The organism is Mesorhizobium sp. B2-1-8, assembly GCF_006442545.2.
Classification (GTDB): domain Bacteria; phylum Pseudomonadota; class Alphaproteobacteria; order Rhizobiales; family Rhizobiaceae; genus Mesorhizobium.
In genome coordinates, this window is sequence record NZ_CP083952.1 from 2563804 (window position 1) to 2584887 (window position 21084).

Sequence of the window (21084 nt, forward strand, 5' to 3'; positions counted from 1 at the left end):
AACTGGAGTGGCGTTCAGTTGGTGGCGATGGGTTTGGGCGCTTCGACCTGTGTCATCAGGTCGTCATTCCACTCGCCCTCGACCTTGAAGTGAGCGGTCGCTCCGAGTTCGACGGCCTCGATCAGATTGTGATTGACGTAGGCGTAGACGCCAGGCTGCAGGAAAGTATAGAGCGCCGAGCCGGCGGAGCCGCCACGGATGAACCACGTCTCCAGATCCTTGGCCGGCGGGTTGGCGAATTTGCCCTGTTCCCAGACGTAGTCGCCATGACCGCCGATCAGGTGCGGCCGCGTATCGCGGTTGGCCTGCGAATGGACGATCAGCACCGTTTCGCCGACCTTGGACTTCATGGCGTTGTCGCCAGTCAGGGATCCGACCTTGCCATTGAACACCACATGCGTCGGAATGAGACCGCGCATGACCTTGACGATGTCGTCGTAGCCGTCGCCGGCGGATTCGTAGCTCTTGAAGTTGCCCTTCTCGTCGCGCGGAATGTAGAAGTCACTCTCGCCGATGTAGAAGACCTTGTCGTACTTGACCGGTTGGCCCTTGTCGTTCCTGAGCCCGTCGCGCGGCAGCACCATGATGGCACCGTTCATGCCGGAAACGACATGCCATGGGATCATCGCGCCGCCAGGGGCGCAGTGATAGACAAACGTTCCCGTCCGCGTCGCCTTGAAGCGCAGGGTCACCTGTTCGCCGGGATTGATCAAGGTCAGGCCGCCGCCTCCCAGCGCGCCGGTAGCGGCGTGGAAATCGATGTTGTGGGCAAGCGAGTTGGTATCGGGATTGATGAGCGTCAGTTCGACATAGTCGTCCTGATGCACGACCATCAGCGGGCCGGGGATCGAGCCGTTGTAGGTCATCGCATTGAGCTTCGTGCCGTCGGCATCGATGACGAGAGGCTTCTCCTCGATCTTCATGGTGAACTCGACGATCTTCGGCCCGTGCTTGGCGACCTGATCGTGCGGATGAACAAAAGGCGGTGCCACGAGCGTGATCTTTTCGCGCGGCAGCCCGCGAATCTCTGCCTTTGTAACCGTGGCGGACAATGCGGGCAGTGCCGCAACGGCGGCAGCGCCAATAGCTGCTCCAAAGAGGGCTTCGCGTCGTGTAATCATGTCAATCTCCTGTCTCTCGACCGTTGCGGACGAGCAGAAGGTACCTGACCTGACGCCAGCCTTCTTTGCGCTGGCGCAAACTGTGTTGTCAATCGCAGGAACAACAGCTCGGGATGCAGAGGTTTTGTAGGGGCACGATTGGAAATGCGAAGGTTTGGTGTCGCGTTTTTCTGCGACGATGCGCTGCCACCAGCGGCTTTCTGAATATCAGCGGTCGCTTTTGTCTTCCAGATCGATCAGGATTCGCTCAGCGGCTCCGTCGAGATCTTCGTACTGGCCACTCTTCAATGCCCAAAGGAAGCCCCCAAGGCCAAGCGCTCCAAGGAACAGAGCGACGGGTATGAGGTAGGTGAGAGTGGTCATGACGATCGGACCAGTTTGTCGAAGTTGGACACCCTGTTGCGGCGAACTTCTTTGGCCGGTGAAAACGGCTGCGACGATCGCAGGCGTAGCGCATTGCCAACGACAAGCAGCGATGAGGCGGACATGGCGATCGCCGCGATCAGGGGCGTAACGTGCCCGAGGATCGCTATCGGTACGGCGACCGCATTGTAGACGATCGCGACGACGATGTTCTGCCGGATCAGGCGTCCTGCCTGGCGCGAGACGTCCAACGCCAGCGGGACGGCCAGAAGGCTCTCGCGCAGGAAGACGAAGTCCGCAGCGTTGCGACCAATATCGGCGGCGGTCGCCGGTGCCATCGAGACATGCGCAGCGCGCAGTGCCGGCGTGTCATTGAGGCCGTCGCCAACCATCAGAACCCTCTGTCCGTCTTTCGCCAGCGTCTCGATGCGTTCGACCTTGCCGGACGGCAGCAGGCAGGCAACAAAGTCATCGACACCAAGCACCTTCGCAACCTCGGCGCAGGCTGCCGCGGTATCGCCCGACAGCATTTCGACTGACACCCCGGCACCGCGCAATTGATCGATGGCCGGTGTAGCATCGGCGCGCAGCACATCCTCGAAAGCGAAGGATGCGACAATCATCCCGTTTTTTGTCAGAACCGTTCCACCGTACCCGTGTTTGCCTTCGCCGCCGGTTCGAGCCTTCCAGCCGGCCCATCCGCGTCGACCCAGCCGCCAGATGGTTCCGGTGTCGGTGGCTTCGATCCCTAAACCTGGGTGTTCCGTCACTGCATCGAATCTGTGCTGGCTGCCGCCAACGGCAAAGCCAGCAATGGCTTTTGAAAATGGATGACGCGAATGCGCGGCCAGGTCGGCTGCGATGGCAAGCATGGCTGGATCGATCGAGGCCGCGTTGACGAGCCCGGGCTGGCCAAGCGTGAGCGTACCGGTCTTGTCGAATACCGCCGTGTCGATTGTCGCCAGGCGCTCCATGGCCGAGCCGTCCTTGACCATGATGCCGTTCTCGAACAGGCGCCGTGCGGCGACCACCTGAACGATCGGGACGGCCAGGCCAAGCGCGCAGGGGCACGTGATGATGAGAACAGCGATAGCGATCGTCATGGCCCGGTGCCAGTCGCCGGTCGCCGCCATCCAGCCCAGGAATGTCGCCAAAGCGGCGAGATGAACAACGGGCGCGTAGAGCGCCGAAACGCGGTCGGCGATGCGGCGATAGCGGGCGCGACCGCCTTCGGCGGCCTCCATCAGCCGCACCATCTCCGCCAGGAACGAATCCTTTGCGGCGGCAATCGCTTCGATGGTCAGCGGGCCGGTAAGATTGAGCACGCCGGCCTGCACGGTTTCGCCTGGTGCCACGTTTTTCGGCGTGCTTTCGCCTGAAGCCAGCGAGCAGTCGAGATCCGACGCTCCCTGGATGATCTTGCCGTCGACGGGGATTCTCTCGCCGGCTGCGATCAACAACCGCATGCCCGGTTCGATCTCGCCGACTGGCAAATAGTCGCGCGCGCCGTTGCCGCGAACCACCATGGCGCCACGCGCGGCCAGCTGCGACAGGCCTTTTACTGCCGTGCGGGCACGTTCCCGCATCACGTGATCGAGCGTGCGGCCGATCAAAAGGAAGAACAGCAGTGATACCGAGGCGTCGAAATAGGCGTGGTCGCCATGGTTGATCGTCTCATAGAGGCTCATGGCATAGGCGAGTGAAACACCGACCGCGATCGGAACGTCCATGTTCATGCGGCCGTGGCGCAGTGCATTCCAGGCCGACCGGAAGAAGATTCCGCCGGCGAAGGCGAGCGCCGGAATGGCGATCAGCGCCGAGACCCAGTGAAACAGGTCGCGGGTAGCCCCTTCGGCACCCGACCAGACCGACACCGAGAGCAACATGATGTTTCCCGCCGCAAATCCAGCGACCGCGACGGCGCGGATCAATTCCGAAAGCGTCTTGTCCTTCTCGTCGATCTCGGGGGCGAAGAGATGCGCCTGGTAGCCGAGCCGCCCAAGCGCGGCGACAAACGGTGGAACTTCATCTCCACGCCACCGGACCGAGACCCGTTTCGTCGACAGGTTGACGCGGGCGCTCTCGACGCGGTCGAGCTTCGCTAACGCCGTCTCGATCGTCTGGATGCAAGCTGCGCAATGAACGCTCGGCACCGAAAGATCGGTCTGGCGATGGCCATCGCCGAGCGATCGGCTCGCCAGCCTGATTTCCTGGCTGGATGGCAGGACGGATTGGCCGCTGCCCATGTCCAGCCCCATTTCAGCGCCCGGCGCGCAACAGCTCATTTCAGCGCCCCATGGGAAATCATGACCCGGCGGACGTCGCGGTAGGGTTTGTCCAGACCGGCATCGGCATCGACTTCGATAATCCAGACGCCGTCTTTCGGCGTGTGCCGGGCGGCGAATTCCTCGCCTGAAGCGAGGGCGAGCGTGACTGACTTGTCCTCTTTCTCGTACGCGGGATGACGAAACAGCATCTTCACGCCGTGCAGAGGAACCGGCTTGCCGGCTGCGTCGGAGAGGCTGTAGCGGACTTCGCCCCATGCGATGGTAAGCTTGCCTGTCCAGCCGAGTGCCGCTTGGGCGCGACCCTCCTGCGCCTGCTTGTTGAATTGCTGGCTCGCAACGTAGGTGTTCTCGACGACGAGGCCGGTCCAACTGGTGTTGGCAAGCGTCGCCATGGTCAGGTTGACCGCGATCACCACTCCGAAGAAGGCGAGGATGATGGCCAGCATGTGCCGGCCGGTGAATTCGCGAGGCTTGTGAGCATTGGCGGTCATCTGGCGGCCTCTGGCGCGTTGAAGGTGGCGGTGTATTCATTGGACTCGAGGCTGGCCTTGTCCTCGACGCGGAACGTGAAGGTCTGCGCCGGGGCGCGGATTTGGTCCGCCGGCTGGCGAACAAAGACCTTCAGCATTTTCAGGCGGTCGGGCTCGACCGGAACGGCGAAAGAGCGGCCCGCCGGGATGTCGTCGCCGACGACAGTCATGTCGGCGCCTTCAAGCCCCCGCATGCTGACGACGATCGTTCTCGGCTCCGGGATCATGTTGAGCAGCTTGACCGTATAGCCATTGCGGATGGACCCGTCGGATAACGTGACGAACTGGGGATTGCGGTCATGCAATACGTTCAGTTCCAGCCGGTCACGCGTCAGCAACGAATAGAGCAGGCCAAGGCCAATCAACGACCAAAAACCCATGTAGACGTAGGTGCGCGGTCGAAAGATCTTGCGGACGTGAAAATGCGCTACCTGATCGGAGAAGGCGCCGCCAGCAGTCCTGACCAGCGGTGGACTGACCGGGCCGGAGCCGCCTGCGGTCGCCAGCATCATGTTGGCGTTGTAGTCGGACAGCGTAGCATAGGCGATCAGCCCGCGCTCCTTGCCGAGCTTGTCCATGACACCGTCGCAGGCGTCGATGCAAAGCGCGCAGGTGATGCATTCGAGCTGCTGGCCATCGCGAATGTCGATCCCCATCGGGCAGACCGCGACGCAGGCGTTGCAGTCGACGCAGTCGCCTACGGGCTGGCCTGCGGCCAGCATTTTCTTGGCGTGACGCGAACGCGGTTCGCCGCGCCAGTCGTTGTAGGTGACAGTGAGAGAATTTTCGTCGAGCATGGCCGCCTGGATGCGCGGCCATGGGCACATGTAGGTGCAGACCTGCTCACGCATCAGGCCGCCGAACGTGTAGGTGGTTGCCGTCAGGACGGCGACGGTGATGTAGGCGACAGGCGCGGCAGTGCCGGTGAAAAGCTCGCCGAGCAGCGTCGGTGCATCGGCGAAATAGAAAATCCAGGCGCCGCCTGTCGCCGCGCCGATGACCAGCCAGATCACGTGCTTCGATACCCGCAGCATCAGCTTGCGCGCGGTCCAGGGTCCCGCATCGAGCTTCATGCGAGCGTTGCGGTCGCCCTCTATCGCGCGCTCGACGACCAGGAACAGATCGACCCAGACGGTCTGCGGGCATGTATAGCCGCACCAGGCACGTCCGACAGTCGACGTGATCAGGAAAAGACCGACGCCCGCCATGACCAGGAGGCCAGCCACGTAAAAGAATTCCTGTGGCCAGATCTCGATGAAAAAGAAGTAGAAACGCCGGTTGGCGACATCGAGCAGCACCGCCTGGTCGGGCGCAAACGGGCCGCGGTCCCAACGCAGCCATGGCGTCAGGTAGTAGATCCCAAGCGTGATCGCCATCACCAGCCATTTGAAGCGGCGGAATTTCCCCGCAGCGCGTTTGGGAAAGATCTTCTTTCGCGCGGCATAAAGGGGCTGACGGGTCTTGGCGGAATTGACCGCTTCGGCTTCCAGCCGTTCTACCTGCGTATTGTCCAGCACCAGGATCTCCACTTGCGCGCAGACTGTGATTTTGATTGCGCTTGGCAAGAATGCCGCCGGGGGGATCGCTCCGCGTTGATGCAAGTCAATCTCGTCATGGCAGAAAGAAATCGAGGCCCGGCAAAGCCGGGCCTCGTCACTCGAGCGGTGAGGGCCGGAGAATAGTCCTCGCTTCCTATTCTCCACCGCCGAGCGAATGCACGTAAACCGCCAGTTCCTTGACCTTGGTCTCGCCCAGGCGCGAGCCCCAGGCTGGCATGACGCCCTGCTTGGGTGCGCGAACCTGGTCGGCGATTGCCGTCTCGCCTGAGCCATAAAGCCAGATCGCGTCGGTCAGGTCGGGGGCGCCGAACTCCTTGTTGCCTTTCGCGTTGTCACCATGACAGGCAACGCAGTTGTCGGCGAAGACCTTGGCGCCAGGCTGGATCAGACTTGCATCGTGGACCTTACCGGACAGGCTGGCGACGTAGGCACTGACCTGTGCAATCTGGTCGGCAGTGATGGTGTCGCCAAAGGCCGGCATTTCCGACAGACGCGTTTCCGCATCGGTCGCAAAGCGGATGCCGTGCATGATCGTCTGCTGGATCTGCTCTGCCTTGCCACCCCACAGCCAGTCGTCGTCATTGAGGTTGGGAAAGCCGGCGGACCCCTGAGCACCAGAGCCGTGGCACTGCGTGCAATTGACCTTGAACGCGGCGCCGCCAGCGGCGACCGCGAATTCGCGCAAGGCATCGTCCGCGGTGATCTCCGAGACTGTTTTCGATTCAACGGCCGCGACATATTTGCCCTTTGCCAGGTCCGCCGCCGCCAGCTCGTTCTTGACGTCCTTGCGGCTCGAATAGCCGAGCGCCCCGGTTGTCGCGGAGTGCAGCAGTGGCCATGCCGGATAGGCGACCGTGTAGCCGATCGCCCAGACGATGGTCACGTAGAAGGTTATGACCCACCAGCGCGGAAGCGGATTGTTCAGCTCCCTGATGCCGTCCCATTCGTGGCCCGTGGTTGAGACGCCAGAGATTTCATCGATGTGCTCGTCGCTCATGATCACTCGTCCTCAAGAGGAATCCGGGCAGCCTCGTCGGCCAGCTTGCGGCTGCCAGGGCGCAGCGCAAAGACAATTGCCCCGACAAAGAAAAGCGCCATGGCGACCAAACCCCAGCTGTCAGCAAATTCCCGCATTAGATTGTAATCCACGGATAGAACTCCTTAGCGGTAACCGGCGGCTTCGTCGTAGTTCTTGAAATCGACCAGCGTGCCGAGCATCTGCAGATAGGCCACGAGGGCATCCATTTCGGTGACCTGTCGCGGATTGCCGTCGAAGTCGCCGACCTTGGCTTTGGGATAGCGCGCCTCCAGCCCGGATGTGTCGGCGTTGGGATCAGCCTGCGCCATCAGATCGGCGTTGGCGTGCGCGATCATGTCATCATCGTAGGGGACGCCGACACGCCGGTTGGCGACGAGGTGCGTCGAGAAGTCTTTCACCTCGATCGGCACGTCTTTCAGGAATGCGTAGCTGGGCATAATCGATTCCGGCACCACCGAACGTGGAGCCGAGAGATGCGCGACATGCCAGGCATTCGAGTAACGGTCACCGACCCGGGCGAGATCCGGTCCGGTGCGCTTCGATCCCCACTGGAAGGGATGATCGTACATGGATTCAGCAGCCAGGCTGTAGTGGCCGTAGCGCTCGACTTCGTCGCGGAACGGCCTGATCATCTGGCTGTGGCAGAGGTAGCAGCCCTCGCGCACGTAGATGTTGCGCCCGACAAGTTCGAGCGGCGAGTAAGGGCGCATGCCTTCCACCTTCTCGATCGTGTTGTCGAGATAGAAGAGCGGAGCGATCTCGACAATGCCGCCGACGGTCACCACCAGAAGAGAGCCAACGAGAAGAAGCGTGGCGTTCTTCTCGATGATCGCGTGTCTATCCATCAAGCCCATTTCTGGCTCCTTACTGTGCAGGCTGAAGGGCGGGTACAGAGCCCGGCATCGGTTGCTCCTCACGCTGGCGGCCGAGGATGGTCATCGCGATGTTCCACGCCATGATCAGGGCACCCGAGAGAAACATCGCGCCCCCCATGGCCCGCATGACATAGTAGGGGTGCATGGCTGCGACCGTTTCGGCGAAGGAGTAGACCAGGAAGCCCTGCTCGTCGTATTCGCGCCACATCAGGCCCTGCATGATGCCGGACACCCACATGACGGCCGCGTAGACGACGATCCCGAGTGTCGCCAGCCAGAAGTGCCAGGTGACGAGCCTCAGCGAGTAGAGCCGCTCGCGGTTCCAGAGCTTGGGCACCATGTAGTAGATCGCGCCGAACGAGATCATGCCGACCCAGCCGAGTGCACCCGAATGGACGTGCCCGATGGTCCAATCGGTATAGTGCGACAGCGAGTTGACCGTCTTGATCGACATCATCGGACCTTCGAAGGTCGACATGCCGTAGAAGGCGATGGCCATCACCATCATGCGGATGATCGGATCGGTGCGTAGCTTGTCCCAGGCGCCTGACAACGTCATCAGGCCGTTGATCATGCCGCCCCATGAGGGCATCCACAACATGATCGAGAACACCATGCCCAGCGTCTGCGCCCAGTCGGGCAGGGCGGTGTAGTGCAGGTGGTGCGGTCCGGCCCAGATGTAGAGGAAGATGAGCGCCCAGAAATGGATGATCGACAGCCGATAGGAATAGACCGGCCGGTTCGCCTGCTTGGGAACGAAATAATACATCATGCCGAGGAAGCCGGCAGTGAGGAAGAAGCCGACGGCGTTGTGTCCGTACCACCATTGCGTCAGGGCGTCCTGGACTCCAGAAAAAGCGGAGTAGCTCTTGGATCCGAGGAAGGAAGCGGGCATCGACAGGTTGTTGACCACATGCAGTATCGCGATGGTCACGATGAAGGAGAGGTAGAACCAGTTGGCGACATAGATGTGCGGTTCCTTGCGCTTCAGGATAGTGCCAAGGAACAGGATGAGATAGGCGACCCAGACGATGGTCAGCCAGATGTCGACATACCATTCAGGTTCGGCGTATTCGCGGCTCTCGGTAATGCCGAGCAGGTAGCCGGTCGCGGCCATGACGATGAAAAGCTGGTATCCCCAGAAGACGAACCAAGCGAGATCGCCGCCGAACAGGCGCGCCCGGCAGGTGCGCTGCACGACGTACAATGACGTGCAAAGCAATGCGTTGCCGGCAAAGGCGAAGACGACGCCCGACGTATGCACTGGCCGCAAGCGGCCGAAATTGAACCAGGGCTGGATGTTGAGATCGGGGTAGGCAAGCTGCAGCGCGATGACCACGCCGACCAGCATGCCGACGACACCCCAGAACATAGTGGCGATGGCGCCGTAGCGGATCGGACCGTCCATGTATGCGGATGGGTCGATTGGGGCGGCGGCCTCGAAGCTCGTGTTGCGCAGCAGAATGGCGATGAAGCCGAGTAGGACGAAAAACAGCACCCACATATGTTGCCGGAATGGCTCGTCGACGCCGAAGCCGGCAGCCACCAAAGCCGCGAATGTAAAAAGGCTCAACGCGAAGATTTGTGTGCCGAACTTCATGACATATCCCCGACCTCGGATTCCGATGCGCGGACGTCAATCCGCTCCGCATGGACACCAATTCCGCAGTCGCTCCGTTGCCGCCTTGATCCATGTCAAAGTCATTTGCTTTTGGATTGGGCAGCCTTGGTCCTGCAAACGACCGGGAGGCTGCCGTTGAGCTCGCAGACACGAGGCGGATCGTTCCCGCTGCAAACAAGCGGCACCAATTCGATGCCGGCGATTCGATCCGGCACAAAAGCGGCCTCAGCTGCGGTGATGAGACGTGCGCATCTTGAAAAATTGCAGCTCTGCGACGCCTTGGAACGGATCGCGGACTGCCTGCCCAAGGTGGATCTTTTGGCATGCCTAAGTGCGGCAAACACAATCGTCCCGCTGTTGCGCGACAGTCATCGATACGAAGAGACGGTCATCTTTCCAGCCTATGAGAACGCTTTGGCCAGAAGCGGTGCGGACATTGATTCAGTCCGGCGATTGCGCGCCGAACACGTCGAGGACGAATCCTTTGCCGGCGAGGTGACCGAGATTCTGTTGGGGATCGGCCACGGCAAGTCGATCGACAATGTGGAGGCCGTTGGCTTCATGCTGCGCGGCTTCTTCGAAGGCTTGCGCCGGCATATCGCCTTTGAGCGGGAGCACGTCTTGCCGATGATCGGGATCGTCGATCGATCCTAAGCGCCGGAGCGGCGCTGCAGCCGGTTCAAGCTATCGACGATAATATGCCGATTGTTCTCGATGCGGATCACGCCATCCGATCTTAGTCTGGTCAGCTGGCGGCTGACGGTTTCGATAGTCAGGCCGAGGAAATCGGCGATGTCGGCGCGGGTCAACGGCAGATCGAAACGTGTCGACTGGGCGGCCGGGTCAAGCGCGGGGTCGATGTTTCTGGCGATCATCAGAAGAAAGCTTGCCACCTTTTCCGACGCACTCTTGCGGCCCAGCGTCACCATCCAATCGCGTGCGTCATCGAGTTCATTCAGCGTCTGCTTAAACAGACGATGCTCCAGTCCTGGCGATTCCCTCATCATCCGTTCAATGGCGGCCTTTGGAAACGAGCACAAAGAGACTGCTGTTGCTGCTTCGGCGTTGATCGCGCTTTCGGCCTTGAAGGGCCGGCCCAGAAAATCGGGAGCAAATTGAAGCCCGACGATCTGCTGGCGCCCGTCCGAAAGGCTCTTCGTGAGCTTGACCACGCCGGAGAGCACGTTCGAGTAACTGTCGACCGTCTCTGCGTCGCCAATCAGTTCCACGCCCGGTTCAATCGTTTGCTTCGACGAGGTCTTGGCGAGACCCACCAACTGTTCGGGATCGAGCGCGCCGCAAATGCCATGGTGCCGCGCTTCGCACGATTGGCAAAGCACGGGAATGCCGGCGCTGTGTACATCCTGACGCGCTGTCATCGTGGTCTTCCGAGGAACGAAAGCTGCTGTAGGGGTATAGCATCGACCCTGGAAAAAACCTTGCGGCAGTTTGTCCGTAACCGATGAGCATTGACCGAGATCAAGGTGCTTGTCGCCCCTTGTGCCCAGTATCGTCGGACACAGCGCGGAGCACATCGCGAAATGCGGCCAGATTTAGTTGCCAGACTTGGTGAGAACGTGCCGCGTTACACCAGCTATCCGACGGCCCCGCATTTTCATCCAGCTGTTGACGCTGCCGTCTGTCGCAGCTGGCTGCAGGCGCTCGGTGATGACGAAGAGATCTCGCTCTATTTGCACATCCCTTACTGTGACAAGCTTTGCTGGTTCTGTGCGTGCCACACAAAGCAGACACGCCACTACGAGCCGGTGGCCAAATATCTGCGCTCACTGCATGCCGAGATCGCGACCGTTGCCGGTCTTGTCGCAGGCAAAGGTCACGTTCGTGCCGTCCATTTCGGTGGCGGTTCGCCAACCATGCTCAAGCCGCAGGATATAGTCGCACTGGCGGAAGTCTTGCGCGACAGGTTCACCTCTCTTGCCGGCGCCAAGATCAGTGTCGAAATCGAACCCAACGACATGGACGAAGCCCGCCTCGACGCACTTGCCGAAATCGGCATGACGAGAGCGAGCCTCGGCGTCCAGGATTTCGATCCGAAAGTGCAGAAGGCAATCAATCGCGAGCAGACCTTTTTGCAGACCAAAGCGGTCGTCGATGGCGTTCGCTCACGCGGCGTCGAGTCCGTCAACCTGGACCTGCTCTACGGCCTGCCGCACCAGACCAGGCAGAGTGTCCTGTCCACGGTCATGCAGGCGCTGTCGCTGGAGCCAGACCGGATCGCTCTTTTTGGTTACGCCCACGTGCCATGGTTCAAGAAACACCAGACAATGATCGATGACGCCTGGTTGCCAGGCCCGGAGGAACGGTTCGCCCAATCGCAACTGGCAGCGCGCGCCATCCTGGACCAGGGATACGAAGCAATCGGGCTCGACCATTTCGCAAAACCAGGCGATGCGCTGGCGCTGGCCGCGCGGTCAGGGACGTTGCATCGCAACTTCCAGGGCTACACCGAGGATCGCTGCGAAACCCTGATCGGCCTCGGTCCGTCGTCCATCAGCCAGTACCGGCAAGGCTATGCACAGAATATGCCGTCGACTGCAGAGTATGAACGCATGGTCACCAATGGCGGACTGGCGTCAGTGCGCGGTGTCGCACTTTCCGACGACGACCGCGCTCGCGGCTGGATTATCGAACGGCTGATGTGCGATTTCGGCTTCTCGGCAATCGACTTGGTGGAACGCTTTGGCGAAGCCGGCCAAAGACTTCTTTGCAAAGCGAGTTCCACCGCCCTTCTTGATCCTGCGCGGATGCTGGAACTTGACGGCGATCACTTCGTCGTGCGTGTAGAAAACCGCCCCTTTGTCAGAAGTGTCGCGGCGAAGTTCGACAGATATCTCGAAACCGGCAAGGCGAGGCATTCCGTAGCGGTCTGAGCATCGGCTGCAGTCGGATGGGAAGGGTTACATCCCGATCCGAACAGCGCAAATGGTTGAGCGGGTCAGGAATCGCTTTTCCCGCCCATTGTCGAGCGAGAACATGCCGCCACGACCAGGCACAACGTCGATGATGAGATCGGTGTGCTTCCAGGCCTCGAATTGCGAGGCCCCGATGTAGAAGGGCGTGTCACCGATGTGACCAAGCAGCACATCATGGTCACTGATGATGAAGCCAGCCAACGGATAGCACATCGGCGAAGAGCCATCACAGCAGCCACCGGACTGATGGAACAGCACTGGACCGTGCTCGGCAACGATCTCCGCGATCAGTCCAAGCGCTGCCGGGGTCGCCGTGACCTTCGCATGCATGAATTTTCGATTTCCAGTCGGAGGCGCGGCCCTGTGCGGAGCCGCGCCTGTAAGCCAAACCGATGATCAGAAGAAGCCGAGCTTCTTCGGGCTGTAGCTGACCAGCATGTTCTTGGTCTGCTGGTAATGGTCGAGCATCATCTTGTGCGTCTCGCGGCCGATGCCGGACTGCTTATAGCCGCCGAAGGCGGCATGAGCGGGATAAGCATGGTAGCAATTGGTCCAGACGCGGCCAGCCTGGATTGCCCGGCCGAAGCGGTAGGCCCGGTTGCCGTCGCGTGTCCAGATGCCGGCGCCAAGGCCGTAGAGCGTGTCGTTAGCAATCGACAGCGCTTCGTCGTCGTCCTTGAAGGTCGTGACCGAGACCACGGGTCCGAAGATCTCCTCCTGGAAGATGCGCATCTTGTTGTGGCCCTTGAATACCGTGGGCTGGACATAGTAGCCTCCCGCCAGATCTCCGGGCAGAAGATTGCGCGCGCCGCCGGTCAGCACCTCGGCGCCTTCCTGGCGGCCGATGTCGATGTAGGACAGGATCTTTTCCAACTGCTCGGATGAGGCCTGCGCCCCGATCATCGTTGCCGGATCGAGCGGGTCGCCCTGCACGATCGCCTCGACGCGTTTCAGGGCGCGTTCCATGAAGGTGTCGTAGATCGATTCATGGATGAGCGCGCGGCTTGGGCAGGTGCAAACCTCGCCCTGATTCAATGCGAACATGACGAAGCCTTCGATTGCCTTGTCGAAGAAATCGTCGTCCTCGGCGACCACGTCCTTGAAGAAGATGTTTGGCGATTTGCCACCCAGTTCCAGCGTGACGGGAATGAGGTTCTGGCTGGCATATTGCATGATCAGCCGGCCCGTCGTGGTCTCGCCGGTAAAGGCAATCTTGGCAATGCGCGGCGAGGAAGCCAGCGGCTTGCCGGCCTCGAGGCCAAAGCCGTTGACGATGTTGAGCACGCCCGGCGGCAGCAGATCGCCGATGAGATCGGCCCACAGCATGATGGCGGCGGGCGTCTGCTCGGCAGGCTTCAGCACCACGCAGTTGCCGGCGGCAAGTGCGGGAGCAAGCTTCCAGCACGCCATCAGCAGCGGAAAGTTCCAGGGGATGATCTGGCCGACCACGCCGAGCGGCTCATGGAAATGGTAGGCGACGGTGTCGTCGTCGATCTGGGAGAGGCTGCCTTCCTGGCCACGCACTGCGCCGGCGAAATAGCGGAAGTGGTCGATGGCCAGAGGCAGGTCGGCCGCGGTCGTTTCGCGGATCGGCTTGCCGTTGTCCCAGGTTTCGGCGCAAGCGAGGAGATCGAGGTTTTCCTCCATGCGGTCGGCGATGCGGTTGATGATGAGCGAGCGCTCGGCCACGCTGGTGCGCGCCCAGGCGTCCTTGGCGGCATGCGCCGCGTCAAGGGCCGCGTCGATGTCCTGGGCATCCGAACGTGCCACCTCGCACAGCAGTTGACCGTTCACCGGCGAAAAGTTCTCGAAGTAGCGGCCGGACCGCGGCTCGGCCCATTTGCCGCCGATGAAATTGCCATAGCGCTTGTCGAAGGGCGCCTTGACCGAGCGTGAAAATTCAACCTTGTTCATGTGTCTTCCTCCCAAAGCTGACGTCGCGGGATGCGACGCTTCGGAAGAGACTTGCGATTTCCGCCTGTGGTTGTCACCGCGCCGGTCACGGCGGTCGGGTACGATGTGTCGCAGAATTGCGACAGTCATGAGAGTTCGGGCGTTCAGTGTGACCGGTGGACATCCAGGCGATTGAGTTTGCGGTGAAGCGTCGCGCGGCTGATCCCAAGCGCCTGAGCCGCGGCCGAGACATTTCCGTCAGCGCGAGCCAGCGCACGCTGCAGTGCTCCGCGCTCTGCCTCGGCGATATCTTTGGAGCTGCTCTCAGCCCAGCCGAGGAGATCGCCGGCGGGCATCGGTTTGTCGAGACACTGCTGCGTAATTCCAAGCGCCAGGCGGGCCGAACGGGTCGCGCCGACCACCAGATCGTCCGCATCAACGGCGATCAGCGCGCCGGAGCCTTTGTCGGCCACCGGCGCCAGCAGAATGCGCGCCTTTGGGAATGCCATCTTGAAGTTTTCACTTTCGATCCGACGCACCGCGTCGACCACGGCCATCGAAATGAGATTGGAGAATGCTTCGGTCAGATCTGCCCGGCAGGACGACACGTCCAGCGCGGCGACAAGATTGCCCTCGTGATCATGAATCGGAGCGGTGGTGCAACTGAGCAGTGTGTTTCGCGTATGGAAATGCTGGTCACGGTGGATTGTCAGTGCGCGCCGCTCGACCAGACAGGTGCCGATCCCGTTGGTGCCCTGGCTTTCCTCATTCCAGACGGAGCCGGTCCATAAACCCCAGGAGTGAAACGTCTCGTCGTCGACGGGAGCGCCCCGCCGTTCGACCGGGACGCCGTCACGATCGGCGAGCAGGACACAGCATCCGACGCCGCCAACCGCAATATAGAGACGGTCGAGGCTCGATTGGGCTGCCCTGACGAGCGGTTCGATGCTTTGCCGGGCCTGCGCCAATTCGGCTTCAGTCAGATAATGTGGAGGACTGCAGTCAGCTGGATCGAGCCGATGCAGATTGGAAGACCGTCGCCATGAGGCAACCAGCGCGGACTTCGCTGCAGCGTCCGAGGCGATCGCCGCCTGGATGCGGTCAGCATGACGGCCGTGTGGATTCTCTCCCATACCTATCCTCCCACCGGATCTCTTTCCTCCTGATCCGACCGGTCTGCGGTTCGATCAGCACATAGTCAATTCGTCGAAAGAAGTAGGAAGGCAGATCTCTCCTCCAGCCGATCACCGGCCAATCATGGCTGCCCCCGTCGAGATAGATACCAACAAAATACCTGCCTCTTTTTGATCGGGAGCAATTTTGAGCATCAACCGGTCAGAAATGCTCGCCGGCCTCGAACGGCCCGATGCGGGTGCCTGCTGCGATCAGATAGGGTGTCGACCAGCCAATAAGAGCGGCCGATGGCTGACACGGTATCCCCGGGCAATCTCGGCCTTGTCACCGCTTTTTCCTAGGTATTGGCGGCGCGCGGGGCTAACGTGGTCAAGGGGAGGTCGGCGATGACAAAGATTTCGATCCGCCGGGCGGACTTCATGATGGTCCTCGCCTACGCGTCGGATCTCGCCACCGGCCATTCGCGCGATTTCGCGCTGAAATCCTGCGTGCTTGCGATGCGGATCGCCGAGCTTGCCGGCCTTTCGGAGGAAGTCCGGCGCAATGCCTACCACCAGTCGATGCTGCGTTACGTCGGCTGCAATGCCGACACCGACCTTCTGTCGGCCACTTTCGGCGACGAAATCGCGCTACGCCAGGACCTTGTCGGTCTGGACATGGGCAACCGCGCCGAACTGGGCCGGGTCTTCGTTCAGGCCTTCAAGCGGCTCTATTATGATCTTGACCCCGACGCGCAGGCCAAGGCGATCGAGGCCGCGATGTCGCAAGCGCTCGCGGTGGCCCGCCCGGTGCTCACTGCGCATTGCGAGGTCGCGCAGCGGATCGGCGAGCGGCTCGGCCTGTCCGACGAGATACGGCGCAACCTTGGACAGATATACGAACGCTGGGACGGCAAGGGCCTGCCGCGTGGGCTGGGCGGCGAAGATGTCTTGCCCGCCGTGCGCCTGATTACATTGGCACAGGACGTCATTGCGCTCAGCGACGCCGTCGGCATCGACGCGATGGCCGAAACCATCGCCAGTCGTGGCGATGGCCCCTACGAAGCGGAGCTGGCCCGCCTCGTCTCCGCCAACGCGCTCGCGCTGATGGAGGGCATCGGGGCGACGGTTGATCGCGAGACGATTTTGGCACTGGAGCCCGATCCGCCGGTGACGCTGGACGAGGCGGCTTGCGACGAGGCTTTCCTTGCCATCGCCGACATGATCGACATGCGCATGCCGTTCACGCAGGGCCATTCGCGGATGGTGGCGGAACTGGCCGAGGGCGGAGCACGACGGCTCGGGCTGCCCGAGCCCGATGTCCGCGCTCTGCGCTGGTCTGGCTGCATCCATGACATCGGCGAACTGGTGGTGCCGGTGGCAACCTGGATGCGCAACGGTCCGCTGTCGGTCCGCGAGCGCGACGCTGCGCAACTGCACGCTTATTACGGCGAGCGCGCGCTGGCCTCGTTCGGCCGCGACGGCGATACCATGGCCAACGTGGTGCTGCGCCATCACGAACGCCTGGACGGCTCGGGCTATCACCGCAAAGTCGGCGGGTCCGACCTGTCCCCGGCGGCGAGGATCCTGGCCGCGGCCGAGGCGTTCCAAACTTCGCGGGAGGAGCGTCCCCACCGCAAGGCGCTGTCCAGCGAGGCTGCGGCGGCGCAGTTGCGTGCCGCCGTTCGCGATGGCTGTATCTGTCCCGACGCCGCCGAGGCTGTGTTGTCCTTCGCCGGACAGCCGTCGCGACGGCCGCCCCCGCGGTCGCTGGCCGGCATGACGCCGCGCGAGATCGAGGTGCTGCGCCTGATCGCCGCCGGCCTGACCGCGAAGGAAACGGCCCGCAGGCTCGACATCTCGCCGAAGACCGCGGACCATCATGTCCAGAGCGTCTATTCCAAGATCGGCGTGGCCACCCGTGCGGCCGCGGCGCTCTACGCGGTCGAGCACGGCCTGGTCAGGCCAGGCGAAACGCAGCCATAGGGAATTCACCCCATGTGCGCCGGCCGCGAGACGCGCATCGTGATCCTGTCGACGGACCAATGGTGGCCGCGACCGACAGGAGGAATTCAGATGCTTCTCGCAACGACCAAAGTGGCGGACCTCGACCGCTTCATCCACATCTTTTCGACCAAGGGCGCCGACAAGCGGCGGCTGCACGGGTCGAGCGGCGCCACTGTGTTCCGCGACCCCAGCGAGGCCGACCGCATCTGGGCGATCTTCGACTGGGACGCCGAGGGCTGGAAGAATTTCGTCTCCGACCCCGAGGTGCCCGGGATCATGCAGGAAGCCGGCCATGTCGGGAAGCCGCAGGCCGCACTTCTGCTCGGCCACTACGAGGCTTGAATCCGTTCTGTGCGCCGCCTGCCATCGGCGGCGGCGCGCCCAACGAACCCCAAGAGTTGGAGAGATCAGATGAACCAGAATCCCATCAAGATCGGCCTTATCGCCGAACTCACTGGCCCCTTGTCCTTCATGGGCATTGCCAATGCCAATCTCACGACCATGCTTGTCGACGATATCAACGCCGGCGGCGGCCTCCTCGGTCGGCCGGTCAAGTTGATCATCGAGGACGGCGAGACCACCGACAGCGCCGCCAAGGCAAGGGCCGCCAAACTCGTGGATGTCGACAAGGTCGACCTTGTCGTCGGCGGCATCTACAGCTCGACCCGACTGGCCATCAAGAGCGAGGCCGTCACACGCGGCAAGACGCTCTACATCTACACCGAGCAGTATGAGGGACAGGAGAACGACGGCCTGATATTCTGCACGGGTCCGGTACCCGCGCAGCAGGTTGAGCCGCTGATACCGTGGCTGATGGAGACCACAGGGGCGAAAAGCTTCTATCTGCCGTCGGCCGACTACATCTGGCCCCATATTCTGAACAAGGCGGCAAGCCGGGTCGTGCGCGCCAATGGCGGCGAGATCGTCGGCGAGGAGTATTTCCCGCTCGATACCGTAGATTTCCGACGGACGGTGCAGCAGATCATGGCCAGCGGCGCCGATGTCGTGTTCAACACCATCGTTCCGCCGGGGCTGACGCCGTTCCTCGATGAGCTGGACAAGGCCGGATTCGGCAAGCGCGGCGGCAGGATCGTCTGCACCTATTTTGATGAGAACTTCCTCAACCTCGTCCCGTCCGAGCAGATCGAGGGACTCTACAGCTGCCTCGATTACTACCAGGAACTCGACGATCCATATGGCCGCGCGCTTTTGAACCGCTACACAGCGCGTTTCCCAGGTAGCGCCATGTTGACCGCAGGCAGCGGCTGCACCGGGCATTACCGGGCGATCAAGATGTGGGAAGCAGCAGTGAACGAAGCCGCTACGCTCGACCAGGGCGCCGTCATCCGGGCGCTCGATCATGCCCGGATCAGCGAGGGACCAGGTGGACCGGCCGAAATGGTTCCCGGCCAGCACCATGTTCGCATGAACATGTACATCGCGCAGGCGGAGCGCGGTCGCTTCCGGGTCGTCCGGAAGCTCGGTCCGATCGATCCGAACGAGCGTGTGCTGGCCGGCGAACTCCAACTCACCATTGCGGACTGATTAGCGGCATTCCGGTGTGTGCAAGCGGCGGGGCGGCTAGATACGGCCCGCCGCCTATCCCGGCGATAGTGGCTGTACCGGCCAAGCGCCTGGAAATGGCAGTTTTGCTCCGCCGACGTTCCCTTGACGCACTGCTGAGCAGGTATCCCTATGCTATTAGTCCTGGCTCCACTTGCTCAAAACAGGGCAGTCCGCAAAGTCTGAGGTCAGTTGCCACTTCGTCCAATAGAATGTCAAGAACCTTTGCCACACCCGGCTCCCCCACCACGGCACCGAATAGGGCGGCCCTGCGACACCGGCGTTGTTGACCAGTATGTCGAGTGCGCCAAAGGTTGAGCGGGCCAGGTCGGCGGCCGCTTCAAAACTCTCCAGTTTGGAGATGTCGCCGGTGATCGGCCGAACGTTTGCACCGACCTCGCTGGCAACCCGGGAAGCAGCCGCCTCCTCACGGTCCATCAGCAGGACCAGCGCGCCCTCGGCGACGAACTTCCTGACGATACCTTCGCCAAATCCCGACCCGCCACCTGTGACGATGGCAACCTTGCCAGCAAGTCTCATATCCGTTCCTCCGTTGCTGGAACCATCGGGGAAGACACGCGCGCTGCACAAGTCCGATTATCTGAACGCTCTTTCAGCTTTCCTTGTTTGAGGTCGCTCGCGCCGGGAGTAATAGTCGCCACGGAATTCGTAAGGAGGAGACGATGACGCTGAGCTTCGACCCGAGGGCGAAGGCCACCACGCTTTATCATGGCGAGTTCCGGCCGATGTTCATCGGTGGCAAGTGGGTCGCGGCGCAGTCCGGCCAGGAGATGCAGGCGCTGAACCCGGCGACGGGCGACGTGCTGGCAACGGTGCCGCGCGGCTCGGCCGCCGATGTCGACGCGGCTGTGGCCGCGGCGCGCGCGGCGTTCGAAGGTCCCTGGTCCAAGTTCTCGCCCTACGAACGGCAATGCGTGCTGCTCAGGATCGCCGACCTGTTCGAGACACATTGGGAAGAGCTCAGCGTCTCCGACACGCTCGACATGGGGCTGCCGATCACGCGCACCCTGGCCAACCGGCGCCGCGTCATCGGCATGCTGCGCTTCTACGGCGGCATGGCGACCGTGCTGCATGGCGAGGCCATCGACAATTCCATTCCCGGCGAGATCCTCACCTTCACAAGGCGCGAACCGGTCGGCGTCGTCGGCGCGATCATTCCCTGGAACGCGCCGACCGCTGCCTCGATCTGGAAGATCGCGCCGGCGCTCGCCACGGGCTGCACAATCGTGCTGAAACCCTCGGAGGATGCATCGCTGACGCCGCTGCTGATCGCCCGGCTGATGCAGGAAGCCGGCGTGCCCGACGGTGTCGTCAACATCGTCACCGGAACCGGCGCCGAAGCCGGAGCGCGGCTCGCCGAACATCCCGACGTCAACAAGATCGTCTTCACCGGCTCGACGCTGACCGGTCAAGCGATCGCACGGGCTGGTGTGACCAACCTCAAGCGCGTTTCGCTGGAGCTGGGCGGCAAGTCACCAATCATCGTCTGCCGCGACGCCGATATCGACAAGGCCGTGCCGGTCGCGGCCATGGCGGTGTTCGTGCATTCGGGCCAGATCTGCATTGCCGGCTCGCGCCTGTTCGTGGCGCGCGAAATCCATGACGAATTCGTGCGCCGGGTCGCCGAGTTCGCCGGCAGGTTGCGCATCGGCCACGGCATCGAGGCGGAGACCGAAATCGGGCCGCTCATCAATGCCAGGCAGGCCGGCAAGGTGGAAGGCTACATCAAGGCCGGCAGCGACGAAGGCGCCGAACTGGTCGCCGGCGGCTCGCGGCTGACGGGCGCGCTCTATGATGGCGGCAACTTCATCGCGCCGACCGTCTTCGGCGCGGTGTCGGACACCATGACCATCGCACGCGAAGAGATTTTCGGGCCGGTCATTTCGGCGATGCCTTTCGACACGCTGGACGAGGCCGTCACGCGCGCCAATGCGACGCCCTATGGGCTGGCGGCCGGCATCTTCACCACCAATCTCGGCACCGCGCACAAGCTGGCGCGCCGCATCAAGGCCGGCTCGGTCTGGGTCAACATGTACCATGCCATCGACCCGGCCGTGCCATTCGGCGGCATGAAGATGTCCGGCTATGGCCGCGAGGGCGGCGTCGAGCATCTGCATGAGTATCTCGAGACGAAGTCGATCTGGATCCAGACCGACTAG

The 21084-nt window shown here is 62.1% G+C and carries 20 protein-coding genes and 1 pseudogene; 6 read left to right on the forward strand and 15 right to left on the reverse strand.

Annotated features, from left to right (window positions below; all coding sequences use genetic code 11):
- Positions 1 to 14: 14 nt before the first annotated feature.
- From nirK to ccoN, 9 genes are all read right to left on the reverse strand, one after another.
- Positions 15 to 1121 carry a copper-containing nitrite reductase gene (gene nirK, locus FJ970_RS12535; protein WP_140760904.1) on the reverse strand — a complete coding sequence of 369 codons (1107 nt, stop codon included), beginning with the start codon at positions 1119 to 1121 and terminating at the stop codon, positions 15 to 17.
- 207 nt (positions 1122 to 1328) lie between these two features.
- Entirely contained in the window at positions 1329 to 1484 is a 156-nt protein-coding gene (ccoS, locus tag FJ970_RS12540) for a cbb3-type cytochrome oxidase assembly protein CcoS (protein WP_140760902.1), read from the reverse strand.
- On the reverse strand, positions 1481 to 3769 hold the full coding sequence (locus tag FJ970_RS12545) for a cation-translocating P-type ATPase (RefSeq protein WP_140760900.1): 2289 nt from the start codon (positions 3767 to 3769) through the stop codon (positions 1481 to 1483). The genes ccoS and FJ970_RS12545 overlap by 4 nt, the downstream gene beginning before the upstream one ends.
- The gene (locus FJ970_RS12550; protein WP_140760898.1) at positions 3766 to 4263 is read right to left on the reverse strand and encodes a FixH family protein; all 498 of its coding nucleotides are present in this window, start codon (positions 4261 to 4263) and stop codon (positions 3766 to 3768) included. The genes FJ970_RS12545 and FJ970_RS12550 overlap by 4 nt, the downstream gene beginning before the upstream one ends.
- Positions 4260 to 5819, reverse strand: a complete 1560-nt coding sequence (ccoG, locus tag FJ970_RS12555) for a cytochrome c oxidase accessory protein CcoG (RefSeq protein ID WP_140760896.1) — start codon at positions 5817 to 5819, stop codon at positions 4260 to 4262. Before ccoG ends, FJ970_RS12550 begins: the two co-directional genes overlap by 4 nt.
- 175 nt (positions 5820 to 5994) lie before the next feature.
- Positions 5995 to 6858: a cytochrome-c oxidase, cbb3-type subunit III gene (gene ccoP, locus FJ970_RS12560; RefSeq protein ID WP_140760894.1), complete on the reverse strand. Its 864-nt coding sequence runs from the start codon at positions 6856 to 6858 to the stop codon at positions 5995 to 5997.
- Positions 6859 to 6860: 2 nt separating this feature from the next.
- Positions 6861 to 7010: a cbb3-type cytochrome c oxidase subunit 3 gene (locus FJ970_RS12565; RefSeq protein WP_140522798.1), complete on the reverse strand. Its 150-nt coding sequence runs from the start codon at positions 7008 to 7010 to the stop codon at positions 6861 to 6863.
- A 12-nt stretch (positions 7011 to 7022) separates the two neighbouring features.
- The gene (gene ccoO / locus FJ970_RS12570; protein ID WP_140760890.1) at positions 7023 to 7754 is read right to left on the reverse strand and encodes a cytochrome-c oxidase, cbb3-type subunit II; all 732 of its coding nucleotides are present in this window, start codon (positions 7752 to 7754) and stop codon (positions 7023 to 7025) included.
- 10 nt (positions 7755 to 7764) lie between these two features.
- Positions 7765 to 9375, reverse strand: a complete 1611-nt coding sequence (gene ccoN / locus FJ970_RS12575) for a cytochrome-c oxidase, cbb3-type subunit I (RefSeq protein ID WP_140760888.1) — start codon at positions 9373 to 9375, stop codon at positions 7765 to 7767.
- Positions 9376 to 9633: 258 nt separating this feature from the next.
- On the opposite strand from ccoN, the gene FJ970_RS12580 reads away from it, so the two are divergent.
- Positions 9634 to 10050, forward strand: a complete 417-nt coding sequence (locus tag FJ970_RS12580) for a hemerythrin domain-containing protein (RefSeq protein WP_140760964.1) — start codon at positions 9634 to 9636, stop codon at positions 10048 to 10050.
- Here FJ970_RS12580 and FJ970_RS12585 read toward each other — a convergent pair.
- Positions 10047 to 10775, reverse strand: coding sequence for a Crp/Fnr family transcriptional regulator (locus FJ970_RS12585; RefSeq protein WP_140760886.1), 729 nt, complete (start codon positions 10773 to 10775; stop codon positions 10047 to 10049). The genes FJ970_RS12580 and FJ970_RS12585 overlap by 4 nt on opposite strands.
- A 162-nt stretch (positions 10776 to 10937) precedes the next feature.
- On the opposite strand from FJ970_RS12585, the gene hemN reads away from it, so the two are divergent.
- Positions 10938 to 12287, forward strand: a complete 1350-nt coding sequence (gene hemN, locus FJ970_RS12590) for an oxygen-independent coproporphyrinogen III oxidase (protein ID WP_140760962.1) — start codon at positions 10938 to 10940, stop codon at positions 12285 to 12287.
- A 27-nt stretch (positions 12288 to 12314) separates the two neighbouring features.
- On the opposite strand, the gene FJ970_RS12595 is transcribed toward hemN, so the two are convergent.
- The 3 genes from FJ970_RS12595 to FJ970_RS12605 form a co-directional block, all read right to left on the reverse strand.
- Entirely contained in the window at positions 12315 to 12659 is a 345-nt protein-coding gene (locus FJ970_RS12595) for a DUF779 domain-containing protein (protein ID WP_140760884.1), read from the reverse strand.
- Positions 12660 to 12725: 66 nt separating this feature from the next.
- On the reverse strand, positions 12726 to 14243 hold the full coding sequence (gene adh / locus FJ970_RS12600) for an aldehyde dehydrogenase (RefSeq protein WP_140760882.1): 1518 nt from the start codon (positions 14241 to 14243) through the stop codon (positions 12726 to 12728).
- 143 nt (positions 14244 to 14386) lie between these two features.
- On the reverse strand, positions 14387 to 15355 hold the full coding sequence (locus FJ970_RS12605) for a GAF domain-containing protein (protein ID WP_140760879.1): 969 nt from the start codon (positions 15353 to 15355) through the stop codon (positions 14387 to 14389).
- A gap of 387 nt (positions 15356 to 15742) precedes the next feature.
- On the opposite strand from FJ970_RS12605, the gene FJ970_RS12610 reads away from it, so the two are divergent.
- The 3 genes from FJ970_RS12610 (at position 15743) to FJ970_RS12620 (ending at position 18886) form a co-directional block, all read left to right on the forward strand.
- Complete coding sequence (locus tag FJ970_RS12610) at positions 15743 to 17320, forward strand: HD domain-containing phosphohydrolase (protein ID WP_140760877.1); 1578 nt, start codon at positions 15743 to 15745, stop codon at positions 17318 to 17320.
- Between the two features lie 90 nt (positions 17321 to 17410).
- The gene (locus FJ970_RS12615) at positions 17411 to 17683 is read left to right on the forward strand and encodes a hypothetical protein (RefSeq protein ID WP_140760875.1); all 273 of its coding nucleotides are present in this window, start codon (positions 17411 to 17413) and stop codon (positions 17681 to 17683) included.
- A 69-nt stretch (positions 17684 to 17752) separates the two neighbouring features.
- Positions 17753 to 18886 (forward strand): substrate-binding protein, encoded by a 1134-nt coding sequence (locus FJ970_RS12620; RefSeq protein WP_140760873.1) that lies wholly within the window; start codon positions 17753 to 17755, stop codon positions 18884 to 18886.
- Between the two features lie 148 nt (positions 18887 to 19034).
- Here FJ970_RS12620 and FJ970_RS33885 read toward each other — a convergent pair whose 3' ends face one another.
- Both FJ970_RS33885 and FJ970_RS33890 read right to left on the reverse strand, forming a co-directional pair.
- Positions 19035 to 19154 carry a hypothetical protein gene (locus FJ970_RS33885; RefSeq protein WP_415752030.1) on the reverse strand — a complete coding sequence of 40 codons (120 nt, stop codon included), beginning with the start codon at positions 19152 to 19154 and terminating at the stop codon, positions 19035 to 19037.
- A gap of 74 nt (positions 19155 to 19228) precedes the next feature.
- A pseudogene (locus tag FJ970_RS33890) lies at positions 19229 to 19444 on the reverse strand (SDR family NAD(P)-dependent oxidoreductase); the annotation flags it as partial.
- 143 nt (positions 19445 to 19587) lie between these two features.
- Here FJ970_RS33890 and FJ970_RS12630 point away from each other — a divergent pair.
- Positions 19588 to 21084, forward strand: coding sequence for an aldehyde dehydrogenase family protein (locus FJ970_RS12630; RefSeq protein WP_140760871.1), 1497 nt, complete (start codon positions 19588 to 19590; stop codon positions 21082 to 21084).